At 73.3% G+C, this 24,793-nt stretch carries 24 protein-coding genes and 1 pseudogene; 7 read left to right on the top strand and 18 right to left on the bottom strand.

From position 1 onward, the window contains the following. The first annotated feature begins 104 nt into the window (after positions 1-104). From ABD211_RS13525 to ABD211_RS13535, 3 genes are read left to right on the top strand one after another with little or no spacing between them, the layout of a single operon-like run. Positions 105-797 carry an LppX_LprAFG lipoprotein gene (locus tag ABD211_RS13525; protein ID WP_344130288.1) on the top strand — a complete coding sequence of 231 codons (693 nt, stop codon included), beginning with the start codon at positions 105-107 and terminating at the stop codon, positions 795-797. Then, positions 787-2,385, top strand: a complete 1,599-nt coding sequence (locus ABD211_RS13530) for an MFS transporter (protein WP_344130291.1) — start codon at positions 787-789, stop codon at positions 2,383-2,385. Before ABD211_RS13525 ends, ABD211_RS13530 begins: the two co-directional genes overlap by 11 nt. Then, positions 2,382-2,930, top strand: coding sequence for an LppU/SCO3897 family protein (locus tag ABD211_RS13535; protein ID WP_344130294.1), 549 nt, complete (start codon positions 2,382-2,384; stop codon positions 2,928-2,930). Before ABD211_RS13530 ends, ABD211_RS13535 begins: the two co-directional genes overlap by 4 nt. A 72-nt stretch (positions 2,931-3,002) precedes the next feature. On the opposite strand, the gene ABD211_RS13540 is transcribed toward ABD211_RS13535, so the two are convergent. From ABD211_RS13540 to ftsY, 4 genes are all read right to left on the bottom strand, one after another. Then, positions 3,003-3,599: a DUF305 domain-containing protein gene (locus tag ABD211_RS13540; protein ID WP_344130296.1), complete on the bottom strand. Its 597-nt coding sequence runs from the start codon at positions 3,597-3,599 to the stop codon at positions 3,003-3,005. Positions 3,600-3,670: 71 nt separating this feature from the next. Next, on the bottom strand, positions 3,671-4,093 hold the full coding sequence (locus ABD211_RS13545; protein WP_344130299.1) for a hypothetical protein: 423 nt from the start codon (positions 4,091-4,093) through the stop codon (positions 3,671-3,673). 77 nt (positions 4,094-4,170) lie between these two features. After that, on the bottom strand, positions 4,171-4,959 hold the full coding sequence (locus ABD211_RS13550; protein ID WP_344130302.1) for an aminoglycoside phosphotransferase family protein: 789 nt from the start codon (positions 4,957-4,959) through the stop codon (positions 4,171-4,173). Between the two features lie 100 nt (positions 4,960-5,059). Further along, on the bottom strand, positions 5,060-6,247 hold the full coding sequence (gene ftsY, locus ABD211_RS13555) for a signal recognition particle-docking protein FtsY (RefSeq protein ID WP_344130304.1): 1,188 nt from the start codon (positions 6,245-6,247) through the stop codon (positions 5,060-5,062). A gap of 121 nt (positions 6,248-6,368) precedes the next feature. On the opposite strand from ftsY, the gene ABD211_RS13560 reads away from it, so the two are divergent. Both ABD211_RS13560 and ABD211_RS13565 read left to right on the top strand, forming a co-directional pair. Next, complete coding sequence (locus tag ABD211_RS13560) at positions 6,369-6,890, top strand: DinB family protein (protein WP_344130307.1); 522 nt, start codon at positions 6,369-6,371, stop codon at positions 6,888-6,890. A gap of 37 nt (positions 6,891-6,927) precedes the next feature. Beyond that, positions 6,928-7,464, top strand: coding sequence for a hypothetical protein (locus ABD211_RS13565; RefSeq protein WP_344130310.1), 537 nt, complete (start codon positions 6,928-6,930; stop codon positions 7,462-7,464). Positions 7,465-7,727: 263 nt separating this feature from the next. On the opposite strand, the gene ABD211_RS13570 is transcribed toward ABD211_RS13565, so the two are convergent. Next, positions 7,728-9,875: an ArnT family glycosyltransferase gene (locus tag ABD211_RS13570; RefSeq protein WP_344130313.1), complete on the bottom strand. Its 2,148-nt coding sequence runs from the start codon at positions 9,873-9,875 to the stop codon at positions 7,728-7,730. Positions 9,876-9,973: 98 nt separating this feature from the next. Here ABD211_RS13570 and sigJ point away from each other — a divergent pair, with 98 nt between their 5' ends. Next, positions 9,974-10,861 (top strand): RNA polymerase sigma factor SigJ, encoded by an 888-nt coding sequence (gene sigJ, locus ABD211_RS13575; RefSeq protein ID WP_344130315.1) that lies wholly within the window; start codon positions 9,974-9,976, stop codon positions 10,859-10,861. Here the strand turns inward: sigJ and ABD211_RS13580 are convergent. The 3 genes from ABD211_RS13580 to ABD211_RS13590 all read right to left on the bottom strand — a co-directional run bounded on the left by ABD211_RS13580 (position 10,838) and on the right by ABD211_RS13590 (position 15,365). Continuing rightward, positions 10,838-11,458, bottom strand: a complete 621-nt coding sequence (locus ABD211_RS13580) for an HAD family hydrolase (RefSeq protein ID WP_344130323.1) — start codon at positions 11,456-11,458, stop codon at positions 10,838-10,840. The two genes, sigJ and ABD211_RS13580, sit on opposite strands and share 24 nt — an antisense overlap. Beyond that, positions 11,455-15,030 (bottom strand): chromosome segregation protein SMC, encoded by a 3,576-nt coding sequence (smc, locus tag ABD211_RS13585; RefSeq protein WP_344130326.1) that lies wholly within the window; start codon positions 15,028-15,030, stop codon positions 11,455-11,457. Before smc ends, ABD211_RS13580 begins: the two co-directional genes overlap by 4 nt. 143 nt (positions 15,031-15,173) lie before the next feature. Further along, positions 15,174-15,365, bottom strand: a complete 192-nt coding sequence (locus ABD211_RS13590; protein ID WP_344082220.1) for a hypothetical protein — start codon at positions 15,363-15,365, stop codon at positions 15,174-15,176. Between the two features lie 244 nt (positions 15,366-15,609). On the opposite strand from ABD211_RS13590, the gene ABD211_RS13595 reads away from it, so the two are divergent. Continuing rightward, positions 15,610-16,245 (top strand): spherulation-specific family 4 protein, encoded by a 636-nt coding sequence (locus ABD211_RS13595; RefSeq protein ID WP_344130329.1) that lies wholly within the window; start codon positions 15,610-15,612, stop codon positions 16,243-16,245. 385 nt (positions 16,246-16,630) lie between these two features. On the opposite strand, the gene mutM is transcribed toward ABD211_RS13595, so the two are convergent. The 10 genes and pseudogenes from mutM to ABD211_RS13645 all read right to left on the bottom strand — a co-directional run. After that, the gene (gene mutM, locus ABD211_RS13600; protein WP_344130332.1) at positions 16,631-17,485 is read right to left on the bottom strand and encodes a bifunctional DNA-formamidopyrimidine glycosylase/DNA-(apurinic or apyrimidinic site) lyase; all 855 of its coding nucleotides are present in this window, start codon (positions 17,483-17,485) and stop codon (positions 16,631-16,633) included. Next, a complete protein-coding gene (gene rnc / locus ABD211_RS13605; RefSeq protein WP_344130335.1) occupies positions 17,478-18,236 on the bottom strand; it encodes a ribonuclease III in 759 nt (252 codons plus the stop codon). The genes mutM and rnc overlap by 8 nt, the downstream gene beginning before the upstream one ends. Beyond that, positions 18,233-19,228, bottom strand: a complete 996-nt coding sequence (locus ABD211_RS13610) for a phosphate acyltransferase PlsX (protein WP_344130338.1) — start codon at positions 19,226-19,228, stop codon at positions 18,233-18,235. Before ABD211_RS13610 ends, rnc begins: the two co-directional genes overlap by 4 nt. A gap of 13 nt (positions 19,229-19,241) precedes the next feature. Next, positions 19,242-19,415, bottom strand: a complete 174-nt coding sequence (rpmF, locus tag ABD211_RS13615) for a 50S ribosomal protein L32 (RefSeq protein WP_344082210.1) — start codon at positions 19,413-19,415, stop codon at positions 19,242-19,244. A gap of 30 nt (positions 19,416-19,445) precedes the next feature. Further along, positions 19,446-20,000, bottom strand: a complete 555-nt coding sequence (locus ABD211_RS13620; protein ID WP_344130341.1) for a YceD family protein — start codon at positions 19,998-20,000, stop codon at positions 19,446-19,448. Between the two features lie 78 nt (positions 20,001-20,078). Beyond that, positions 20,079-20,573, bottom strand: a complete 495-nt coding sequence (locus tag ABD211_RS13625; protein WP_344130344.1) for a hypothetical protein — start codon at positions 20,571-20,573, stop codon at positions 20,079-20,081. A 123-nt stretch (positions 20,574-20,696) separates the two neighbouring features. Further along, on the bottom strand, positions 20,697-21,191 hold the full coding sequence (coaD, locus tag ABD211_RS13630; RefSeq protein WP_344130346.1) for a pantetheine-phosphate adenylyltransferase: 495 nt from the start codon (positions 21,189-21,191) through the stop codon (positions 20,697-20,699). Beyond that, positions 21,188-21,748, bottom strand: coding sequence for a 16S rRNA (guanine(966)-N(2))-methyltransferase RsmD (rsmD, locus tag ABD211_RS13635; RefSeq protein ID WP_344130349.1), 561 nt, complete (start codon positions 21,746-21,748; stop codon positions 21,188-21,190). Before rsmD ends, coaD begins: the two co-directional genes overlap by 4 nt. A gap of 376 nt (positions 21,749-22,124) precedes the next feature. Next, a complete protein-coding gene (gene recG, locus ABD211_RS13640) occupies positions 22,125-24,326 on the bottom strand; it encodes an ATP-dependent DNA helicase RecG (RefSeq protein WP_344130352.1) in 2,202 nt (733 codons plus the stop codon). Next, positions 24,323-24,793, bottom strand: a pseudogene (locus tag ABD211_RS13645) (DAK2 domain-containing protein); the annotation flags it as partial. The pseudogene ABD211_RS13645 and the gene recG, both read right to left, overlap by 4 nt.

Consider the following 24,793-nt stretch of genomic DNA (forward strand, 5'->3'; position numbering starts at 1 on the left):
CGTCACCATGTGTTTCGTACGTGTGAAGGACGCCACACCTCTCCCGGTCACGGCCGTTCAACTGACCATGGAAGGGGTTTACCGGCCCCACTAGCATCGCGGTCATGCCTCGACCCCGGGTCCTCCTCACCACCGCCGTCACCCTGCTCGCCGTGCTCGCCGGGACCGCCGGCTGCGGCCCGAAGAAGGCCGCCCCGGCCAGTCTTCCGGCCGGATCTGAGCTGCTCACGAAGGCCGCCGCGAAGATGAAGGAGGTGACCGACGCCCACGTCGTCATCACCGTGGACGGCACCCTGCCGGACCTCCCGATGAAGAAGGCCGACGGCGTGATCACCCGGGCGGGCGATGCCAAGGGCACCGTTCAGCTGGAACAGTTCACCCTCCTGGTTGAGCTTTCGTTCGTGATCGTCAACAAGACCGCCTACCTCAAGGGCCCGACGGGCGGCTGGGCCACCCAGCCGATGAGCCAGCTGACCGGTGTCTTCGACCCGGCCGCCGTGCTCGACCCGAACCGCGGCGTGGCCAACGTGCTCGCTACGGCGACCAACGGCGCCACCCAGGGCAAGGAGACGGTCGACGGCAAGGAGACCTACAAGGTCTCGGCCACCTTCGCGGACGCCGCGATGGGCCAGCTCCTGCCGGGCATCGGCACGGGCATCACCGGCCAGGTGTGGCTCGACACCGTCGACTCCACCCTGCGCAAGGCGTCGTTCGTGGTGCCCGGCGCGGACAAGCCCGCGACGGTCACCCTCACCGTCGACCAGATCAACTCCGGGGTCACGATCAGTGCTCCCTGACGTAGCTGCCGCGCCACGCGCGGGGCGGCGGGCCGCGATCGGCGTCACCGGCGCCGCCGTGCTGCTCGCCGCCCTCGACGCGTACGTGGTGGTGACGATCCTCGTCACCCTCGCCAAGGACCTCAGCGTCCCCGTCAACCACCTGGAGCGGGTCACCCCGGTCGTCACGGGCTACCTGCTCGGCTACGTGGCCGGCATGCCGCTACTGGGCAGCCTGTCCGACCGCTACGGCCGCCGCCCGCTCATCCAGATCTGCCTGGCGGGCTTCGCGATCGGCTCGGCCCTGACCGCGTTCGCCCCGGGCGTCGCCCTGCTCGTCGTCGGCCGGGCGGTGCAGGGCCTCGCCGGCGGCGCGCTGCTGCCCGTGACGATGGCGCTGGTCGGGGACCTGTTCGCCGCCGCGACCCGCCCGGTGGCGCTCGGCATGGTGGGCGCCGCGCAGGAGCTGGGTAGCGTACTCGGCCCCCTCTACGGCGCGGGCATCGCGGCGTGGCTGGGCTGGCGCGGCATCTTCTGGATCAACGTGCCGCTCACGCTGATCGCGATGGTCGCGGTCCACGTCGCCCTCAAACCTTTGGCGGGTACGGCCCACAGCGCGCCGGCGCCGGCGGACTCGCCGGGCAGTGCGGAGGATCCGGGCGCGCCAACCGCCGCCGCCCCGCGCGCGGGTGTCGACGTGGTCGGCGGGCTGCTGCTCGCCGCGTGCCTCGGGCTGCTCGTCGTCGGGCTGCACAACCCCGACCCGGAGCACGCCGTGCTGCCCCCGTGGGGTCCGGTCACGCTGGCCGCCGCCGGCGGCGTTTTCCTGGCGTTCCTCGCCTGGGAGGTGTTCGCGGGCCGCACCGGCCGGGCGCGGCTGTTCGACCCGACCGGGGTGGCGCGCGGGCCGTTCCTCGCCGCGCTGGGCGCGAGCTTCGCGGCCGGCACGGCCCTCATGGTCACCCTCGTCGACGTGGAGCTCGTGGCGCAGACGGCGCTGCGGCTGGACTCCACGGGCGCGGCGCTCGTGCTGGTCCGGTTCCTCGCGGCGCTGCCCGTGGGCGCCGTCGTGGGCGGATGGCTCGCGCGGAAGGCGGGCGAGCGCTGGGTCACGTTCGCGGGCCTCGGCGCGGCCGCCGCGGCGTACTCCCTGATGTCGCGGTGGCCGACCGACGTGCTGGCCGCGCGGTACGACCTGGGGCTCGTGAGCCTGCCGCGGCTGGACACCGACCTCGTCCTGGCCGGCCTGGGGCTGGGCCTGGTGATCGCGCCGCTGTCGGCCGTGGTGCTGCGGCTCGCCCCCGCGGCCCGGCACGGCACCGCCTCGGCGGCCGTCGTGCTCGCGCGCATGATGGGCATGCTCATCGGCGTCGCCGCGCTCACCGCGTGGGGGCTGCACCGGTTCAAGGAGCTGACCGCCGACCTCGCCACGCCGCTGCCGTTCGGCGTGACCAAGGAGGAGTTCCAGCGCCAGGCCGACGCCTACGCGGTGGCGCTCAACGCGGCGCTCCGCACGGAGTACTCGGAGATCTTCGCCGTCACGGCGGCGGTGTGCGCGGTCGGCGCGCTGCTCGGCCTGCTCCTGTCGAACCGGAGGGAGCTGCGGTGACCAGTTCCGGGCCCGCCGACCCGTCCCCGGCGTATCCGCCCCCGCCGCCACCCACCTGGTGGCCGCAGCAGCCGCCGCCGACCCGCTGGCCCGCAGCGCCACCGCCGGGCCGGCCGCCGCGACGCACGGTGCTGTGGATCGTCGGCGGGGTGGTCGCCGTCCTGCTTCTCGCCATCTGTGCCGTTGGGGCCGTGGGCGTGCTCTGGTGGCTGCGTGCCGGCAACCCCGCCAGCACCGCGACACCGGCCCCGACTGAGACATTCGCGCCGGTCAACGTCGCGGTGAACGGTCTGGGGACCTACGACTGCGTCGCGGTCGACAGGCTGGACGGCGCCACCGTCGGCGAGGTCCACGCTCACGAGGTCGAGTGCACCGACGAGGACGCACGCTACCAGGTACTCGGCGTGATCACCGACGTGTCCCGCGATCGTGCGCTCAACACCGCCACATGCACGTTCACCGACTCCCTCGGCGGCATCTGGACCAGCACCGACGGCCGTACCGGCACGATGCTCTGCCTCGGCGACATCTTCTGGTCCGGGTGACGCCGGCGGTAACTGACCGGGGGTACGGCGGGAACCGGCCCTTCCAGGGGCAGGTTCCCGCCGCAACCGAGGTTAGAGGCGGGCCAGGATCGCCTTCATCGTGACGATCTCCGCCTCCTGGGCCGTGATGATCTGCTGGGCCAGGGCCTTCGCCTCGGGGTTGGACCCGTCCGCGAGCTCGGTCCTGGCCATCGTGATCGCGCCCTCGTGGTGGGCGATCATGTGCGTGGCGTACAGCTTGTCGAACTCCTTGCCGGTGGCCGCCTTCAGCTTGGCCATGTCGGCGGCGCTCACCATGCCCGCCATCCCGTGGCCCATGTCCATGGGCATGTGGGTGGGCTGGCCCCAGGCCGTCAGCCAGCCCGTCATGGTGGCGATCTCCGGCGCCTGGGCGCCCTTGATCTGCGCCGCCAGCGCGGCGACCTCGGCGTCCGCGACCCGGCCGGTGGCCAGCTCGGACATCTCCACGGCCTGCTGGTGATGCGGGATCATCATCTGCGCGAACATGATGTCCGCCTGGTTGGCGGCCGCCGTGCCCGATGCGCCGGCGCTCTGGCCGTGCGGCATGGTCGGCATGGGGTGGCCGGTCTGGTGACCGCCCGAACAGCCGGCGAGCGCGAGGACCAGGCCGACCGCGCCGACACACAGCGCCTTGCGAGCAGTGAACATATGGAGAAAACCCTTCGGTGAGAAACGACGTACGGACAGCGACCAGCCACGGAACAACCCGTGGGGGCGTCCTATACGCGCATCACCGAAACGGCCGCCAAGCGCAGCCCGTGCGCCGACCGGGGCGGTCCCCGTCCGGTCGGCGGGCCGACGCGGGAGATCCACCGGAGCGCGGACGGGCGTGACCGGGCGCCACGCAGCGCGAGCGCCAGCAGCGCGGCCAGCCCCACCGCCGCGAGGACCGCCAGGCAGACGCTCCAGAACGCCCAGTCGCCGCCGGGCTCGGCGGGCGACTCCCGGGCAGTGACGCAGGGGTCGGCACAGTCCGGCATGGCGTCGACCGGTGCGGCGTGGGCGGGCGCTGCGTGATGGCCGGCGGCCAGGTGACCCGGCCCTTCGTGGCCCATCGTGTGCATCGCCGAGACGCCGAGCGCGGTGCAGCACAGCAGCATGAAGCGGGCAAGTCGCCCGACGATCACCGCTGTCCGCCCCATAGCAACACGCTAGCCGACCGGGGCGCGCGCCCCGTCATCCGTCCCGGTGCGCCGCGGAGCTGATCTTCGCGGTCGGGTCAGCGGAGGGCCGCCTCCAGGGCGTAGCGCTCGTGGTCGATCAGGCGCAGGTCGCGCATCGGGCGCCGCAGGTGGCCCTTGTGGACGATGCGCACGAAGGCCGGCTCGCCGGCCGCGGCCATGCGGCGGATGCCCTCGACGTGGTCGATGATGCGGGCCCGGATGGCGCCGACGAGGCGGTGGCGGTCGCGCGGGATCAGGCCGTACGCGTTGGCGAACAGGCGCAGCCGGCGCGGGCGGTCGGGGCTGTGCCAGCCGAGCGTCACCGAGTCGTTGTCGGAGAACAGGGGCACCCAGGTCCACGCCGCGTACGCCACGTCGTAGATGCGCGCGCCCGGCGAGGCGAGGTCGAAGTCGATCAGGGCGATGGTGTCGTCGGGGCGCCAGATGACGTTGTGCGGGGCGGCGTCGTGGTGGCAGATGACCTCGGTGCCGGGCGGCGGCGGCCCGAACGAGCGCCACACCGCGCCGGGCGGGGTGCGGAACCCGTACTGCGCGTCGTGGAAGCGGCGCAGCATCGTGGCGACGGCGACGAGCGCCTCATCGGTGACCCAATGCGGCTGCAGTGGATACGAACCGCATTCACCCTCCAGGTACGACAGGACCTCGCGGCCGCGCTCGTCCATGCCCAGGGCCCGGGGCGCGCCGGTGAACCCGACCCGCTCCAGGTGGTGCAGCAACGCGTGCACGGCCGGCGTCCAGGGGCCGGCATTGCGCCGCACCGTGTCCCCGACCCGCACCACCGTGCTGGTGTTCCCGCCCAGCAGTGGGATCTCCTGCTGCACCAACGTCGGACGCCCCTCCCCGCGCTCGCCGCGCGGAACGCCACGCGGGTCTGACCAATCTAATCGGTACCCACTAACGGGCCGTCCGACGCATGGCCTGCGCTCACTCGGCGAGAAGCGCGTCCACGAACGCCGCGGGCTCGAAGGGCGCCAGGTCGTCCGGCCCCTCCCCGAGGCCGACCAGTTTAACCGGAATGCCGAGCTTGCGCTGTACGGCGATGACGATGCCACCTTTCGCGGTGCCGTCCAGTTTCGTGAGCGCGACGCCGGTCACGTCCACCACCTCGGTGAAAACGCGTGCCTGCTCCAGCCCGTTCTGGCCGGTGGTGGCGTCGAGGATGAGCAGCGTCTCGTCAACGGGGCCGTGGCGGCTCACCACGCGCTTGACCTTGCCCAGCTCGTCCATCAGGCCGATCTTGTTCTGCAGCCGGCCGGCCGTGTCGATGAGGACCGTGTCCACGCCGGTCTCGGTGCCGCGCTTGACCGCGTCGAAGGCGACGGCGGCCGGGTCGCCGCCCTCGGGACCGCGCACGTCCTCGGCGTCGACCCGGCCGCCCCAGGTGGCGAGCTGGTCGGCGGCGGCGGCCCGGAACGTGTCGGCCGCGCCGAGCACGACCGAGTGTCCGTCGGCGATGAGGACCCGGGCGATCTTGCCGCAGGTGGTGGTCTTGCCCGCGCCGTTGACACCCACGACGAGGACGACGGCCGGCCGGCCGTCGGTCGAGTCGTGGTGCGGCGTCGCCCTGAGGCTGCGGTCCATTGTCGGGTCGAGCGCGGCGACGAGCTGGCTGGCCAGCATGGCGCGCAGGTCGGCGGCCGACGCGGTGCCCTCGACGCGGGCCTGCTCGCGCAGCTTGCCGACGATCTCGCGGGTCGCGTCGACGCCCACGTCGGCGGTGATCAGGGTGTCCTCGATCTCGTCCCAGGTGTCGTCGTCGAGCTTGTCCCGCGACAGGAGGGCGAGCAGGCCCTTGCCCAGCGCGTTGTTCGACCGCGACAGCCGGGCGCGCAGCCGCACGAGCCGGCCGGCCGTCGGCTCGGGCTTCTCAAGAACGGGCGGCGGGGCCGGCGGGGAGACCGGGCGGGCCGGCGCCGGCACCTCGGGAGCCTCGACCGTGCCGGCCGGCGCCCCCGTCGTGATCTCCTCCTCGACCGGCGGCGCCCCGGGCAGCGTGTCCCGCTCCTGCTCGCGCAGCCGCTCGCGCCGCTGACGCCGCAGCGTGGGCAGCACGAAGGCCAGCGCCATGAGCGCCAGGAAGATCACCAGAAAGATCACGGACTGCGGTTCCATGCCTCGAATCCTGACAGACGCCCCCGACCCCCGGGCATGCGCCATCACCGCGCGGGGCGCGAATCACCCGTCACCGAGACCGGGATGTGGCGATCGGGGACACCAGGGCAGGATGGGGCCCATGTCATCCTGGACCGCTCCCGCCGTCGACCGCCGCTCCGAGCCGCTCGTCGCCGACGAACGCGCCATGCTCGAAGGCTGGCTCGCCTGGCACCGCGACACCCTGCTGTGGAAGTGTGCCGGCCTGACCGGCGAGCAGCTCGCCACCGCCTCCGTCCCGCCGTCCAACCTCACGCTGCTCGGGCTGGTCCGCCACATGGCCGAAGTGGAGCGCGTCTGGTTCCGGATCCGCAGCACCGGTCAGGACGTCGGGCGCCTGTTCATCACCCCCGACAACGACGACGCCGACCTCACCGACGGCACGCCGGACTCCGCCGAGGCCGACTTCGCCACGTTCCGGCGCGAGTGCGACCTCGCCGACGAGGCGGCCGCGGGCCTGCCGCTGGAGCACACCTTCATCTCCCCGCGCGGCAACGAGATCAGCCTGCGCTGGGTCTACGTCCACATGATCGAGGAGTACGCCCGCCACAACGGCCACGCCGACCTCATCCGGGAGGTCATCGACGGCACCACGGGCGACTGACCTCCACGGGCGGCCCCGGCCCATATGATCCTTAACCATGATCCAGTGGCACCGCGCACCGAGAAGGCTGGTCGCGACCGCCGTGGCGGGGCCCATCGTGGTGGTCGGGGTCCTCGTGGCGGCGCTGTTCACCGTCCCGCCGGCCGCCGGCACCGACGGGATGCCGCAGGCGATCGACGTGCGCGGCACCACCTACGAGCGGGCCCACCTGCTCACGTTCCGGACGGTGGTCACCGACGAGGTGACCGTGCTGGTGCCGGTCACGACGCAGTTCATCGAGGTCAGGGCGTCGTGCCGGTTCGCGATCCTGCACAACGACGGCGCCGTTTCGGCGCTGCGCCTCGACGTGCCGCAGACCTACGTCGACGGCCGCAACGTCCCGGACACGGGCAGCTCGGACGTGCTGGACTGCTACTCGGGGGGCACGGAGATGGTGACGAGCATCGACCCCGCCTGGCTGCCCCACGAGGGCGACCAGCACCTCAGACTCACCTGGCGCGAACTGGACACCCTCGCCGACGCCCCCTCGAACGCCTTCGCCGCTTGGGCGATCGCCGTCTACCTCGCCCACTAGCGGCAGGCGCCGCCGACGTTGACTCGAAAATAGGCTGCCCGCCCTGGTCAACGGCCACACACTGCCGCCATTTTCGCGCCTCCAGGGCGCCCGGCCCGGGCCCGGTGATTTGGACCGCTACGCCTGGAACCCAGCGCGAAATTACCTGCGTAACGGTCCAAACGATCCCGTGGGGGTCACGGGCGGAATACCCAGGTGCGGAGGAGGGTGAAGGGGGTCAGGGTGGCGGTCGCGTTGGCGGCGGTCCGGCAGCTCGGCCGCGATCACTGCCCCCCGGTCGGCTCGGTCAGGTCGTACATGGTGGTCCCGCCGACCGTGGTGGACTCGTAGTTCGCCGCCACCCAGGCGGAGATCTCCGAGCCGACGTCGGCGCCGCCGTTGCTGAGCCCGAACCCGCCACCGCCGACGAAGTAGTGGATCCTCCCGGCCTTCGCGTACCCCTGGAACTGGGCGAGCGTCGGGGTGGGGTCGCTGCCGTTGAAGCCGCCGATCGACATGACCGGCAGACCCGTGGCGAGCTGGTAGCCGGCCGCGTTGTTGGAGCCGACCGTGGCCACCACCCAGGTGTAGGCGTCGGCGTCGGCTGTCAGCGCGGCCACGACCTCGTCGCTCGGCCTCCCGGCGTTGAGCAGGCCGCCCATGCCGCCCCCACCGCCACGCTGCCCGCCGAACCCGCCAGCCTGACCGCCGCCGGTAGCCCGGCCACCGTTCGGGAGCCGGCCGCCGTTCGGGAGTTGGCCGCCGTCAGGGAAACCGCCAGCAGGGAAGCCGCCTCCACCATTGGCCCCGCTGTCGCGGAAGCCACCACCATCGCCGCCCCGGAACCCGCCCGGGCCGCCGCCGAAGCCGCCCCGCCCGAAACCGCCCGTCGACACGGCGGGCCCGGCCGTGACGATCGAGCCCGTGTGCGGCGTCGCGACGGTGTTCAGCGTGTACCCCAGCGGTGCCGCCAGCCCGGCGGCGACCGCCACGAGCCCAGCTGCCGGCGCGAACCGCGCCACGGCCGGCTGCCAACGGTCCGCCAGCGACGTTGCCGCCACGACAGCCGCCGCGACCAGCCCGCCGACGAGCACGACCCAGCGCAGCCACGGGTGCCAGTCGGCGCTACGGCCGAGCAGGACCCACCCCCACCACGCGGTGACGGCCACGGTCGCCGAGAGCGTCGCGGCGGCCGCCGGGTGCGTACGCCGACGCCAGAGCAGGACGCCGCCGATGCCGACGAGCGCGCCGATCGCGGGCGCGAGCGCCACCGTGTAGTACTGGTGGAAGATCCCGGCCATGAAGCTGAAGATGCCGGCCGTGACGAGCAGCCAGCCGCCCCACAGCAGCAGCCCGGCGCGGGTCCGGTCGGCGCGCGGGGCCCGCGCGGTCAGCACGACGCCGGCCACGAACAGGATCAGCGCGGCGGGCAGCAGCCAGGCGATCTGGCCGCCGATGTCGGTGCCGAACATGCGGGTGATGCCGGTCTCGCCCCACCTCCCGCCGTTGCCGCCGAACCCGCCGCCGACGCTGCCGACCTCGTCGCCGGTGAGGCGGCCCAGGCCGTTGTAGCCGAGGGTCAGCTCGATGACGCTGTTGTTCTGCGACCCACCGATGTACGGCCGGCTCGACGCCGGCACGAGCGTCACGACCGCGATCCACCACCCGGCGGACGCCACGAGCGTGAGCGCGGCGACGCCCAGCTGCCGGACCCGCTTCCACACCCCCACCGGCGCGGCGACGAGGTAGACCAGGCCGAGCACGGGCACCACGAGCAGCGCCTGCAGCATCTTGGCGAGGAAGCCGAAGCCGACGAACGCGCCGGCGAGCGCGAGCCACCAGGTCGAGCCGCGCTCCAGCGCGCGCACGGTCGCCCAGACGGCCGCCACGAGCAGCAGGACCAGCAGCGCGTCCGGGTTGTTGAACCGGAACATGAGCGCGGCGACCGGCGTCAGCGCCATGACGGCCCCGGCGAGCAGGCCGGCCGCCGGCCCGTACCAGCGCCGTACCGTCGCGTGGAGCAGCCCGACGGTGGCCACGCCGAGCAGCGCCTGCGGCGCCAGCATGGCCCACGGGTTGACGCCGGAGATCCGCGCGGACAGCGCCATGACCCATAGCGACGCGGGCGTCTTGTCCACCGTGATGAAGTTCGACGCGTCGAACGAGCCGAAGAAGAACGCCTTCCAGCTCGTCGCGCCGGCCTGCACCGCCGCCGAGTAGAACGCGTTGGTCCAGCCGGAGTCGCCGAGCCGCCACAGGTAGAGCACGGCGGTGCCGACGAGCAGCGCGAGCAGCCCGGGCCGGGCCCACGCCGGGTCCTCGGGTCGGCCGCGCAGCAGGCGCGCCGCTACCGACCGCCGCGCGGGAGAGTCGCCCACCGGCGGATCGGCCACCGCGTCAGGGGCGGGCATCGGTTCGGAGACTGCTGTCATGCCGTCGATGGTGCGTTCGGCACCTCGACAGCCGGTCCGCCGAAGCTCGGAGCCAACTGTGAGATCTCCCCGACAGGTGGGGACGGTACTTTCGCTGGATGACCCCGCGCGATCCCGAGGAACTGGCCGTGGCGTTCGCCGGACAGCGGCCGCGCCTCCTACGGATCGCCTACGCGACCACGGGCTCGCTCGCGGAGGCCGAGGACTGCGTGCAGGAGGCGTGGCTGCGGCTGCGCGGCGTGGCCGACCCGGCCCAGATCCGCGACCTGGGCGCGTGGCTGGCCACGACGGTGGGCCGGCTGGCGCTGGACGCGCTGGGCTCCGCGCGGGTTCGGCGGGAGTGCTACGTGGGCACCTGGCTGCCCGAACCGCTGGTGGAGCACGACGCCGACCCGGCCGACCGGGTCACGCTCGACGAGTCGGTGAGCATGGCGCTCATGGTGGTGCTGGAGAGATTGACCCCGGCCCAGCGCACCGCGTTCGTGCTGCACGACGTGTTCGGGGTGCCGTTCGACGAGGTGGCCGGGATCGTCGGGCGCACGCCCGCGGCGGTGCGGCAGCTCGCGGCCCGCGCCCTGCAGGTCGTGGCGGCCGGCCGGCCCCGGGTGCCCGCGACGTACGCCGCGCAGGGCGACCTGGTCGTCGCGTTCGCGGCCGCGTGCGCCGAGGGTGACCTGGACGGCCTGCTCTCCCTGCTCGACCCGGACGTGACGCTGCGCGGCGACGGCGGCGGGAAGGTGACGGCGCTGCCCCACCCCGTGACCGGGTCGCGGCGGGTGGCGGCGATCCTGCTGGCGATCGCCCAGCCCGCGCCGACCGAGGTGCGGCTGGTGACGGTCAACGGCGCGCCGGGGCTGGTGATCCGCGACCACACCGGTCGGCCGTCCGTGATGGCCTTCACCGTCGACCAGGGCCGGGTGACCGCGATCGACAGTGTGCGCAACCCGGAGAAGCTGGCCTTCCTACAGGCCGAGGGCGGCGCGTAGGTAGGGCAGGTCCGCGTCGCTGGTCCAGCGGTAGGCCGACAGGCCGGCGGCCCGGGCGCCGCGCACGTTGCGGTCGTCGTCGTCGACGAACAGGCAGCGCTCGGCGGGCCGCCGCAGCGCGTCGCAGACGACCTTGAAGTACTCCCTGGTGGGCTTGTGCACGCCCACCACCGAGGAGTTCACCACCACGTCGAAGGCGTCGGCGAGGCCGAGGAGCCTGAGGTCCGCGTCGAGCCGCGTGGTCGCGTTGGTCGCCAACGCCACGGGTACGCCGGCCGCGCGCACCTCCGCCACGAACGCGAGCGCGGTCGGGTCGACCTCGCCCCGGTAGGACATCCACTGGTCGACGAGCGCGTGCGCCGCGACGGGCGCGAGCCCGTGCTTGTCCACGAGGCCCTCGGCGATGCCCTGGGCCCACTGGTCGTGCGAGTGCTGGCCGATGAGCGCCGGCTGCAGCAGGTGCCGCTCGAAGGCGACGGCGTGGACGGCGCCCGCGTCGAGCCCGGCCGCCGCCTCCTGCGGCGCGCGTACGTCCGGGTCGAAGTGGCGGATCACGCCGTCCAGGTCGATGACGAGCGCGTCGGGCTGGGTCTTCACGGCGTCTCTTCGTCCTCGCGCAGCCGCTGGCTGATCACCTGGGTGACGCCGGCCTTCATCGTCACGCCGTACAGCGCGTCGGCGATCTCCATCGTGCGCTTCTGGTGCGTGATGATGATGAGCTGGCTCTTCTCCCGGAGCTGGGCGAGGAGCGTGATGAGGCGACCGAGGTTGACGTCGTCGAGCGCCGCCTCCACCTCGTCCATGATGTAGAACGGGCTGGGCCGCGCCCGGAAGATCGCGACGAGCAGCGCCACGGCGGTCAGCGAGCGCTCGCCGCCGGACAGCAGCGACAGCCGCTTGATCTTCTTGCCGGGCGGGCGGGCCTCGACCTCGACGCCCGTGGTCAGCAGGTTCTCCGGGTCGGTGAGGATGATCCGGCCCTCGCCGCCCGGGAACAGCACCGGGAAGACCTGCTCGAACTCCCGCGACGTGTCGGCGAACGCGGAGGCGAACACCTCCAGGATGCGGTCGTCCACGTCCTTGACGACGGTGAGCAGGTCGCGCCGGGTCGCCTTCAGGTCCTCCAGCTGGTCGGACAGGAACTTGAAACGCTCCTCCAGCGCCGCGAACTCCTCCAGCGCCAGCGGGTTCACCTTGCCCAGCAGGGCCAGCTCCCGGTCGGCCTTGGCGGCCCGCTTCTCCTGCGTGGCCCGGTCGAACGGGATCGGCTCCGGGGCGGGCTTGCCGGCCGCCTCGGCGGTCGCCAGGTCGTGCGGGGTCGGCGGGACGAGCTGCTCCGGCCCGTACTCGGCGACGAGGGTCTCGGCGTCCAGGCCGTACTCCTCGGCGGCGCGGGCCTCCAGGGCCTCGATGCGCAGCCGCTGCTCGGCGCGGGCGACCTCGTCGCGGTGCACCTTGGAGGTCAGCTTCTCCAGCTCGCTGGCGTGGGTGCGCGCGGCCGCGCGTACCCCCGTGAGTTCGTTCTCGCGGCCGGACCTTTCCTGCGCGAGGGCATCGCGGTGCCCGGCGGCCGCCGCCAACGCCCGGCCCGCCTGCCGCAGCGCCACGTCGGCGCCGAGCACCACGGCCTTCGCGATCAGCGCGCCACGGGCGCGGGCGGCGCGACGGGCCGCGGTGCGCTCGCGGGCCTGGCGCTCGTTGTGCGCCTGACGGATCAGCGCGTCGGCGCGGCCGGTGATCGCGGCGACCCGCTCCTCGGCGGTGCGCACCGCGAGGCGGACCTCGATCTCGGTCTGGCGGGCGGCCGGCACGGCGGCGGACAGCTCGTCGCGCTCGTGCGTGGACGGGTCCTCGTCGGTCGGGGTGTCCTCGGCGATGCGCAGCCGCTCCTCCAGCTCGGCGAGGCCGGCGAGGTCGCGGTCGCGGGCCTCCTCGGCCTTCTGCCGGGCCTGGACGATGCGGTCGGCCTCGGCCTGCGCGCTGCGCGCGGCGGCGCCCAGCTCGGCGAGGTGGCGGGCGGCGACGTTGCGCTCGCCCTCGGCGGCCCGCTTCGCGGCGGCGGCCCGGGCGACCGCGTCCTTGGCGGCGGCGGCCTCCTCGCGCACCTCGGCGAGCTGCTCCTTCAGCTCGGCCTGCCGCTGCTCGGACTCGGCGCGCCGCTGGCGGGCCTCCTCCACGGCGGCCTGCACCTCGATGAAGCTCTGCTGGCGACCCGACCCACCGACGACCTCGTGCACCCCGAGCACGTCTCCCTCGGCGGTCACCGCGCGCAGGTTCGGCGCATAGCCCAGGAGAGTACGGGCGGCGGGCACGTCCGGGGTGAAGACGACGTCGCCCAGCAGGCGGGTGACAGCGGGGCGCAGCGTGCCCGGCGCGCGGACGACGTCGAGGGCCCAGCGCGACCCCTCGGGCAGCGCCATGTCCGGCCGCGACCACTCGGCGCTCGCCCCGGCACCGGCGACCAGCATCGCGGCGCGGCCGGCGTCGTCGGTCTTGAGCAGCTCGACGGCGCTCTGCGCGCCGTCCAGGGTGGACACCGCGACGGCGTCGGCGAGCAGGCCGAGCGCGGCGGCCAGCGCCGCCTCGTGGCCGGGCTCGACCGTGAGCAGGGCGGCGACGCTGCCGAGCAGGCCGGGGACCTTCTCGGCCCGGGCGAGCAGGGCGCCGGCGCCGTCCTTGCGCTTGAGGCCGATCGCGAGGGCCTCCTCGCGGGCCTTCCACTGGGTCGCGTCCTTCTCGGCCGCGCGCTCCTCGTCCGACAGCCGCCGGATCCGGTTGTTGATCTCGTCAGCTTGTCGCTGCGCTTCGGCGTGGGCGTTGTCGAGCGCCACGTCGCCCCGGTCGGCCTCCGAGGCGCCCTCCTGCGCCACCTCGTACGCCTCCTGGGCGGCCTCGGCGCGCTCCATCGCCTCGCCCAGCGACGCGGTGAACCGGGCGATCTCGTCGGCCGCCGCGTGCGAGCGGGTGCGCATCGCGTTGACCTGGCCGGCCAGCCTCGCCAGGCCCTCGCGCTTGTCCGCGATCGCCTTCACGGCCACGACCAGGGCCTTCTCGGCCTCGGACAGCCGGCGCTCCAACTGCTGGCGCCTGGACACGGCGTCGTCGAGCCGCTCCTGGTGCGTCTCCAGCGCGGCGCGCAGCTCCTCCTCCTGCTCGCGGGCCTCCTCGGCCTCGGCGAGCAGCTGCTCCGGGTCGCGGCCCGGGCGCTCGTCGTCGACGGCGGCGCTGAGGTTGCGCAGCCGCTCGTCGGCCAGTTGGTGCGTGGCGCGCAGCCGCTCCTGCAGCGTGGCCAGCTGGAAGTGGGTGTCCTGCGCCTTCGCGAGGATCGGCGCGTCCTCGGCGAGGGCGGCCTCCAGCTCGGCGAGGCGCTCCTGCACCTCGGCGTGGGCGGCCTCGACCTCCTCGCGGCGCGTCCGCAGTGCGGCCTCATCGGCGACCTCCCGGTCGACCGTCGTGCGCAGGGTCGTGTAGTCGTCGGCGAGCAGGCGCAGCTTGGCGTCGCGCAGGTCGGCCTGGATGCCGGCCGCGCGCCTGGCCACCTCGGCCTGCCGGCCCAGCGGCTTGAGCTGACGGCGCAGCTCGGCGGTCAGGTCGGTCAACCGGTTGAGGTTGGTCTGCATCGCGTCGAGCTTGCGCAGCGCCTTTTCCTTGCGCTTGCGGTGCTTGAGGACGCCCGCCGCCTCCTCGATGAAGGCGCGCCGGTCCTCCGGCTTGGCGTGCAGGACCGCGTCGAGCTGGCCCTGGCCCACGATGACGTGCATCTCCCGGCCGATGCCGGAGTCGGAGAGCAGCTCCTGGATGTCGAGCAGGCGGCACGCGTTGCCGTTGATCTCGTACTCGCTCTCGCCGGAGCGGAACATCCGGCGGGTGATCGAGACCTCGGTGTAGTCGATGGGCAGCGCGCCGTCGGTGTTGTCGATCGTGAGCGTGACCTCGGCGCGACCGAGCGGGGCGCGGCCGGACGTGCCGGCGAAGATCACGTCCTCCATCTTGCCGCCGCGCAGCGCCTTGGCCCCCTGCTCACCCAGCACCCAGGAGATCGCATCGACGACGTTGGACTTGCCGGAGCCGTTGGGGCCCACCACGCAGGTGATGCCCGGCTCCAGCTTCAGCGTCGTCGCGGAGGCGAAGGATTTGAAACCCTTCACCGTCAGGCTCTTGAGATGCACTGGTCTCCGTGGGTGGTAGCTGTCTGGCCTTTCGGCAGAGTACCCCGGCGGGGGCAAAAGGAAGCGCGCCGACATCGGGGTCGGCGCGCAATCTTCAGCGTGTCCTAGCTGGGGCTAACTGCCTGTCAACGAGGTGGTGACGCTCAGGCGAGCGCCGGTTCCTCGATCCGCAGCAGGCTGTCGGTATCGACCGAGGCCACGAGGCGATCATTTTCCGCCCGCAACCGCAGCACCTCGAACTCAAGCTCCCGCACACGGGCACGCAACTTCGTGACCTCGTCGAGCATGCGCCGGTCGGGCGCACCGCCCACGTGGCCGTAGAGGGCCTTCGCCATATGTCGTCTCCTTGTCAGCGCCACCGGAACCCACCGGTCAACGCGCGCCCCTCGTCGGGAGCCATCACGCAGCAATGTGCGCGCATGGCAGGGCGCGTCTGGCGACAATTCCATAGTCCGCCCGAGCACCGACCCCAGTCAAGTTCCGCGCCCGGGCACGCCGCCGGACCTCTCCCGCCCTCGATGTCCGTTTGCTGACAAAGCCGCGTACGGGGGACAATCGCTCGTTGCGACCTATATGACCGTGTCCCTGGCTCCGCTCCTGCCGTTGTGCACGCACCCCGACAACGACCCCGCCACCTGGTCAGCGGCCCGGCTGACCGCCCCGGCCATGGGCGCTGTCGTCGCGGTCCGGCTCCCTCTCGCCGAGGCGACCCCGTCCCTCGGGCCGGCCGTCACGGGTCTCGTCCGGGCGGGCTGCGCCGTCCTCGGGTACGTGAGCCTCGCGTTCGCCACCCGGCCAGTGGCGGAACTCACGGACGAGATAGCCACCTGGTCGCGGCTGGGCGCCACGGGCATCTTCCTCGACCACGCGCCGGCCGGCCGGTCCCACGTCGGCACCCTGCGCCTGGCCCATCGCGCGGCGCTGCGCGCCGGCCTGCGCCGGGTGGTGTTCAACACGGCCGGGCCGGCCGACCCGCTCTGCCGCGACCTCGACGCGGTGATCTGCAGCTTCGAGGGCTCCTGGGCGGAGTACCGGGAGTGGGACGGCTACGGGTCCCTACCCGGTGACGGGCACCTCGTCTACGGCGTACCGGCGCTCGAGCGGGCCAAGGCGGTCACGCTGATGCGTCGCCGGGGCGCCGGCCTGGGGCTGGTCACGGAGCTCGGCTGGCCGAGCGGCGTCCAGTCCCTGCTCACCGCCGCCGCCCTCCCCTAACGCCGCCTCGCCGCCGCACTGCGACCCCTTGGCGGGCTGGCACGCTCCCCAACCCCGCTGACGGCGACCCTTTGACAGGTGGAGGACGCCATGCCGCCGACGACAGCGACGCGTTGGTGGTCCGCGATGGGCACGTCGCCAGAAGCTCACATCTGACTTGTCCGCGCGCAGCGGTCACCCCGCCACATGCGCACTTTTTGCGGGTCGGAGGCGCGGTGAACTCGCCAAATGCTCACATCTGGCGAGTGAGGTGGGCGGTCGCCCGCCAGATGTTCACAGTTGGCGGGGCTGGGCGCCGTCCGCCCCGCCAGATGTGAGCAACTGGCGAAGCGCGAGTGGGGATGGCCGCCAGATGTGCGCAGTTGGTGGGGCGACCCGGGGAAGGTCAGGGCGTGCGGGGGCGGGGACGGGGCTGGCACTTCGGGCAGGAGTACGACGAACGGTTCATGAACGCCTCGCGGCGGATCGGGACGCCGCAGCGTCGGCACGGCTCCCCCTCGCGGCCGTAGACGTTGAGCGACCGTTCGAAGTACCCGCTCTCGCCGTTGACGTTGACGTACAGGGCGTCGAAGCTCGTCCCGCCGACCTTGAGCGCCTCGCTCATCACATCCGTGACATGCCCGAGCAGCCGGGCCGCCGCCGGTCGGGTCAGCGCGTCGGTGGGCCGCGCGCCGTGCAGGCCGGCCCGCCACAGGGCCTCGTCGGCGTAGATGTTGCCCACCCCGGAGATCATCGACTGGTCCAGCAGCGCGCGCTTGACCTCGGTGCGGCGCCGGCGCATCGACGCGACCACGGACGCCGCGTCGAAGAGCGGGTCGAACGGGTCGCGGGCGATGTGCGCGATCTCCGCGGGAAGCTCGGCGCCGCCGATGGAGACGGCCAGGCCGCCGAACGTGCGCTGGTCGACGAAGCGCAGCTGCGGGCCGTCGTCGGCGAAGGCGAACCGGATCCGCAGGTGCGGCCCGTCGGGGGCGTCGGCCGGCAGCAGGAGCATCTGGCCGGACATCCCGAGGTGCCCGACGATGGCGTCGCCGCTGCTCAGGGGCAGCCACAGGTACTTGCCGCGACGGCGTACCCCGGTAATGGTCTGGTCTTCCAGGACGGCGGCGAAGTCGGCGTCGCCGGTGACGTGGCGGCGGACGGCCCGGGGGTGCAACACCTCGACCTTCGCGATCGTGCGGCCCGACACCCACCGGTCGAGGCCCTCCCGGACCGTTTCGACCTCGGGCAGCTCAGGCATCGGGCTCACCCTCCACATCGGACGTACTCTCCAGATTGAGCGCGAGCCACGCGGCCTCCGCGGCCCGCTGCTCCGCTTCTTTCTTTGTACGCCCCTGCGCGCCGCCGTGGCGGGCGCCGGCCACCACGGCCCAGGCGGTGAACGTCTTGGCGTGGTCGGGGCCGGTCTCCTCGACGTGGTAGTCGGGCACGCCCAGGCCCCGGGCGGCGGTCAGCTCCTGCAGGCTGGTCTTCCAGTCCAGGCCGGCGCCGAGGCGGCCGGCCTGCGCCATCACCGGGCCGAACAGCCGGTGGATCACGACGCTGGCGACGGGCAGGCCGTGCTCCAGGTAGACGGCGCCGAGCAGGGCCTCCAGAGTGTCGGCGAGGATGCTCTCCTTGTCGCGCCCGCCGGTGGCCTCCTCGCCCTTGCCGAGCAGCAGGTACGGCCCGAGGCCGTAGCTGCTCAGCCCTCGGGCGACCTCGGCGAGCGCGCGCGAGTTGACGACGCTGGCCCGCAGCTTGGCCAGCCGGCCCTCGGCCAGGTCGGGGTTGTCCTGGTAGAGCGCGGTCGTGACGACGAGGCCCAGCACCGAGTCGCCGAGGAACTCCAGGCGCTCGTTGGTGGGCAGGCCACCGTTCTCGTACGCGTACGACCGGTGGGTGAGCGCCCGTTGCAGCAGCTCCTCGGAGATGCCGACGCCGAGCGCGGCCTCCAGATGCGTGGTGGACGGGCGCACGCGCCGCTCGTCGGGGGCGGAACGGGACTTCACCAGGGCACCTCCGCAGGCTTGGCCGAGCCGCTGACCGCCGCGATCCGGCGCGGCATGTCCGCGCGGACGAGGTGGGCGGCGAGCGCGATGCCCGAGGCGATGTCTCCGCCGTCGGCCGCGCCGTGACAGACGACGACCGTGCCGGCCACCCCGAGCAGGGCGGCGCCGCGAGGGGCGTCGGAGGAACTGGGCGTACTGGCGTGCCGACCGGCGCCGCCACCCGCCGCGATGGCGGCTTCGACGCCCTTGAGCAGCACGTTCCCGGTGAAGCCGTCGGTGACGACGACGTCCGCCCGCGCGCCCGAGATGACCTCGTCGCCCTCGACCAGCCCGACGTAGCGGGACTGGGCCGGCAACGGGTATGTGCGCAGGGTGCGTTCGGTGGCGCGGCGCAGCCGGTCGCCCTTGCCGGGCTCGCTGCCCACGGAGAGCAGGCCGACGCGGGGCTGGGTGACCTTGAGGATGGCGCGGGCGTAGCCGACGCCGAGGACGGCGTGCTGCACGAGGTCGACCGGGCGGACCTCCATGCCGGCGCCGACGTCGAGGAGCAGGACCGGGCTGGTCCCGCCGGGCAGCTCGGCCGCGAGCGCCGGGCGCCGGAAGCCCGAGGTGCGGCCGATGCCGATGACGGCGGCGGTGACCGTGGCGCCGCTCGCGCCCGCGGAGACGAGCCCCTGGGCCCGGCCGGCGGCCACGGCGGAGGCCGCGGCGGCGATGGTGGTGGCGTGGTCGGCGCCGCGCGCGGCCGCGTCGGCCATGGCGACGAACTGGTCAGCCACGAGAACCTCCACCCGCTCGCGGGTGGAGGTGTCGAGGGCAGCCGTCACCTCGTCGGCCACCCGGCGGGGGCCGACGAGGAGAAGCTGGAGTTCCGGATCGGCTTGGCAGGCTCGCAGAGCGCCGTCAACCACGACGGCGGGGGCATCGTCCCCGCCGAGGAGGTCGACGGCGATCCGCGTCCCGGCAGACCGCCCGGGCGCAGGTCGCGTCACCCGTGTCCCGGGCTCAGACCTCGATGACCTGGCGACCGTTGTACGTGCCGCAGACCGTGCAGACCGCGTGCGGCAGCTTCGGCGAGCGGCACTGCGGGCAGGCGACGGTGGCGACAGGGGTGGTCTTCCACTGCGCCCGGCGCGACCGGGTGTTGCTGCGCGACATCTTGCGCTTGGGAACGGCCACGGTTCTAACTCCTAGGTCAAGGCCCGCTGGTCAGCGGGTCAGGTCATTCAGTTTGGCCCAACGCGGGTCGACCGCCTGGTGGCTGTGGTCGGCCGGCAGGGTGTCCCAGGGCTCGCCGCACTCGACGCACAGCCCCGGGCAGTCCTCCCGGCACAGCGGGTTGGCCGGCAGTGCGAGCACCGCCGCGTCCCGCAGGGTCGGCTCCAGGTCGATCAGGTCGCCCTGCATCCGGCCGACCTCGTCCTCGTCGGTCGTCTCGTCCGTGGTGCTGTGCGCGTACGCGTACAGCTCCGCGATATTGACGTCCAACGTGTCGTTGATCTCGCGCAGGCAGCGGCTGCACTCCCCCACCAGCGGCCCCGAGACCTCGCCGGAGACGTACACGCCTTCCGACACCGAGGTCATCTGCAGCCGCAGGGAGAGGTCGGCACCCGCCGGCACTCCGATCAACTCCAGGCCGAGGTCCTCCGGTGCGGGCACCACCCGGACAACCTCACGCATGGCACCGGCGCTGCGCGGCAGGTCCCGGGTATCGAGGACCAGCGGCGAGCGCGGGTTGAGGTGGGTCGTCGAGTGTTCACGCATCGTAGGCTCCGACCTGAAGAGGCCGACGTAAGACATTACCTGAGCGGCGGCGGCACCGTCGAACCGGCCCGTACGGCATCAGAACGGCAAGGGCCTTTCATCCTCGTTCGGGGCGAATGTCCCGATCTCGCGTAGGGCGTGCATCTTGTCCCGCCCGCGCTCGATCGAGGCGAGCGACCGGGTCAGGAACTGCTCGAAGTTGGCCAGGGTCGTGTCGACGTACTCGTCGACCTCCTCGCGCAGCCGCTGCACCTCGGCGCGGGCCTCACCCATGATCCGGTTGGCCTCGTGCTCCGAGGAGACGACCACCTCGCTGTGCGAGACCAGCCGCGCGTGCTCCGCCTCACCCTCGGAGATGATGCGGTCCGCCTCACGCTGACCCGCGTCGAGGATCTTGTCGCGCTCGTCCAGCAGCGCGGCCGCGCGGCGCAGCTCCCCCGGCAGTTCGCTGCGCAGCTGGTCCAGGAGGCCGATCAGCTCGCCCCGGTCGACCATGCAGTTGCGCGACATCGGTACCTGACGCGCGCCCTCCACGAACGCGATGACCTCGTCGATGCGGTCGATGGGATCCACCGGGCGTCACTCCTCCTGTCCAGGAACTCACCTATTCTGCTGCCGCGCACAGCGCGGCGCCCAGCCGCCACGTCGGTGAGCCTCGGACAGCCGATCGGCTGGCCTTTGCCAGCGTGACCACCATCACTGGGGTCGTAGTTGCTCCGACAGTCGACGGGCCACCGTGTCCGGCACGTGCGCCGACACGTCCCCGCCCCACTTCGCCACGTCCTTGACGAGGCTGGACGAGAGGAACGAGTGCACCGGGTTGGTCGGCATGAACAACGTCTCCACGCCGGCCAGGCCGATGTTCATCTGCGCCATCTGCAACTCGTAGTCGAAGTCGCTCACCGCGCGCAGACCCTTGACCACGACCATGGCCTCCTGCGCCCGGCAGAAGTCCACGAGCAGGCCCTGGAACGTCTCGATCCGCACGTTCTCGTAGGGCTTCGTCACCTCGGCCAGCATCTCCAGCCGGTCGGCGACGTCGAAGAGGCCACGCTTGGACTGGTTCATCAGCACGGCGACGATGACCTCGTCGAAGATGCGCGCCGTGCGGCTGATGATGTCGAGGTGGCCGTTCGTCACGGGGTCGAACGAGCCCGGACAGACCGCCCGCCGCTGCCTGTTGCTGGTCACGCTGCGCGACCGTACCAGAGCATGGTCTCGCCGTAGCGTCGGCCACGCTCGGCGGAGATCCCGTCCACCCAGGTCAGCTCCGGTGACCGCGCGGACCGCTCCACCACGACCACCGCGTCCGGGGCCAGCCACCCGTTGCCGACCAGGGCACTCAGGGCCGCGGTCACCTCGCTGTCCGCGAGGGCATAGGGAGGATCGGCGAAAACCACGTCGTACGGGTCCCCCGGCGCACCCGCCAGCACCGCCGCGACCTTCCCGGTGGCGAGCTGGACCGTCCCGCCGAGCTTGAGCGCGGCGACGTTGGCCCGCGCGGTGCGCGCGGCCCCCGGGTCGGACTCGACGAGCATCACGTGCGTGGCCCCCCGGGAGGCGGCCTCCAGCCCGACCGCCCCGGACCCCGCGTAAAGGTCCGCGAACCGGCAGCCCGTCAGGTCGACCATGGTGTCCAGGGTGGAGAACAGCGCCTCGCGCACCCGGTCGGAGGTCGGCCGCGTGTCCCGCCCGTCCGGCGCGTTGATCCGTCGCCCCCCGTGCGTCCCCGCCACGATCCTCGTCACCCCCGCGACGCTACCCGCCCCACCCGAACCCGCATCCCGCCGCTCGCCGCTGGCGGGGTCGCTCCACCCACCCGCGCCATGTGTGCACACGTGACGGGACAACGGGGTTGCCGGCCACCAGGGGCGCGCACGTAAGCGAGCCAGCCAGCGCGCCGCCCGCCAGAAGTGCACAGGTGGCGAGGCCCGAGCCCACCCCGCCCACCGCCTGTGCACATGTGGCGGGGTCGGACGCCCTCCGTCTCGCCAACTGTGAGCATCTGGCGGGGTTCCGGGTGTCGGCGGCCGCCAGATGTGAGCTTTTGGCGGGGCGGCAGGCGCTTGGCAGGGGCCGGAGCACGTCACGCCCACCAAGAGGTCGCGGTGAGGGTGGGGCCGGTCAGCCCTTTTCGAGGTATTCGGCGCGTTCCTCGCCGACGAGGTCCGCCACCAGAGCGGCGAGCACCGGGTGGTCCGCCAGGTCGGGATCCGTGTCGATGAGGGTGACGGCCTCCTCGCGGGCCTCGCCGATCAGTTTCGCGTCGCGGAGCAGCGAGAGCAGACGAAGGTGCGAGCGGCGGCCGGACTGGCTCGCGCCCAGGACGTCGCCCTCGCGCCGCTGTTCCAGGTCGAGCTCGGCGAGCTTGAAGCCGTCGAGGGTGGAGGCGACCGCGTCGAGGCGCTCGCGGGCCGGGGACCCGGCGGGCGCTTCGGTGACGAGCAGGCACAGGCCGGGGGCGCTGCCCCGGCCGACGCGGCCGCGCAACTGGTGGAGCTGGGAGATGCCGAACCGGTCGGCGTCCAGGATGATCATCACGGTGGCGTTGGGGACGTCGACGCCGACCTCGACGACCGTGGTGGCCACGAGCACGTCGGTCTTGCCGGCGGCGAAGGAGCGCATGACGGCGTCCTTCTCGTCGGCGGGCAGCCGCCCGTGCAGCGCGGCGATGCGCAGATCGTGCAGCGGCCCTTCTCTCAGCAGCGGTTCGACCTCGGCGACAGCCATCGGCGGCCGCCGTGCGGACTCCGCCGACGCGGCACCGGCATCCGCGTCCTCGCCGACCGAGGCGGCGTCCCCGATCCGGGGGCAGACCACGTACGCCTGGTGACCCGCGGTCACCTCCTCGCGCAGCCGTTGCCAGGCGCGGTCGAGGTAGGCGGGCTTCTCGGCGGCCGGCACCACGTGCGTCGCGATGGGCGAGCGGCCGCGCGGCAGCTCGGTGAGACTCGCCACGTCCAGGTCGCCGAAGACGGTCATGGCAACGGTGCGCGGGATCGGCGTGGCCGTCATGACGAGGACGTGCGGCGGCCGGTCGGCCTTGGCACGCAGCGCGTCGCGCTGCTCCACGCCGAACCGGTGCTGCTCGTCGACGACGACCAGGCCCAGGTCGGCGAAGTCGACACCCTCGTAGAGCAGGGCATGGGTGCCGACGACGATGCCGGCGGCGCCGGAGGCCACCTCGTCGAGCGCCCGCCGGCGGGCAGCGGCGCCCTGCGAGCCGGTGACCAGCGCGATCCGGGTCGCCCCCTCGACGGAGTCGAGCTCGCCGGCACGACCGAGCGGGCCGAGCAGGTCGCCGATCCCCCGGTAGTGCTGGGCGGCGAGCACCTCGGTCGGCGCGAGCAACGCCGCCTGCCCGCCCGCGTCGACGACCTGCAGCATGGCCCGCACCGCGCAGACGGTCTTGCCGGAGCCGACCTCGCCCTGCAACAACCGGTGCATCGGATGCGGCTCGGCCAGGTCGGCGGCGACCTGGTCGCCCACGGCGCGCTGCCCGGCGGTCAGCTCGTACGGCAGGGCGGCGTCGAAGGCCGCGAGCAGCCCGTCGGACGACACGGGTCGGGGCGTCGCCGGCCACGACGCCGCGCGGCGCTTGCGCTGGACGAGCGCCACCTGCACCGCGAACGCCTCGTCCCAGGCGAGGCGGCGCCGGGCGATGGCGAGGCCCTCCCGCGAGGTCGGCATGTGGATCTCGCGGAGCGCCTCGCGGAGCGGCATGAGCCTGCGTTCGCCGCGGATGCGGCCGGGCATCGGGTCGGGCAGCGGCCCGAGGGTGTCCAGCGCGAGGCGCACGCACTTGCCGATCTGCCACGTCTTCAGCGCCGACGTGGAGGGGTAGACGGGGATGAGCGCCCCCGCGTACTCGGCCACGGCGTCGTCGCTCGCCTCGTCGCCGAGCAGCACGTACTCGGGATGGGTCAGTTGACGGCGGCCCTGATACTCGCCGACCGTGCCGGCGAACAGTCCCCAGCGCCCGACGGTCAGCTCCTTCTGCCGCCAGGCGAGCGCGCCGGCGGCCTTGCCGAAGAAGGTGAGCGTGAGGATGCCGCCGGAGTCGTCGCCGACGACGGCGGTGAGAATGGCGCCGGGCCGGTTGCGCATGGTGCGCACGCTGGCGCTGTGCACCTGGGCCAGCACGGTCGCCTCCTCGCCGACGGCCAGGGCGGCGATGTCGGAGTGCTCGCCGCGCTCCTCGTACCGGCGGGGAAAGTGGTAGACCAGGTCGCCGACGGTGACCAGGTCGAGCTGCGCGGCCAGCGACTTTGCCACGGCCGGGCCCAGCACGGTCCTGAGCGGCGTGGCCAACGGTTTCTCGGTCATTCCACCCCCAGCAGCAGCGGACTCTCGGTCTGCCCGCCGGCGTAGACGCGGGCCTCCACGAACGGCCACGCGGCGGCGAGGTGCGCGGTGAGCCCGGCCGCGAGCCCGGCCGGGGCGTCCGCGCCGGTCACGAGGGTGACCAGCTCGCCGCCGCCGGACAGCATCCGGTCCAGCACGGTCGCGCACACCTGGGCCAGGTCCTGCCCGATGACGTTGACCTCACCCTCGACGAGGGCGATGAGGTCGCCCGCGGCGGCCCGACCGGCGACGGTCAGCGCGTCGTCGGTGGCCACCGTCACCTCGGCGTACCGGCACGCGCCGGCCGCCTCGGCCATGGCGATCACGTCGTCCTCGAAGCGCCGCCCGGGGTCGCGGACGGCCAGCGCGGCGAGGGCCTGCACGGGCGAGCGGGTGGGCACGACGCCGACGTGCACCCCGTCGGCGCGCGCGGTGGCGGCCGCGGCCGT

Origin of the sequence: Luedemannella flava (genome assembly GCF_039528515.1) — a bacterium.
GTDB lineage: Bacteria > Actinomycetota > Actinomycetes > Mycobacteriales > Micromonosporaceae > Luedemannella > Luedemannella flava.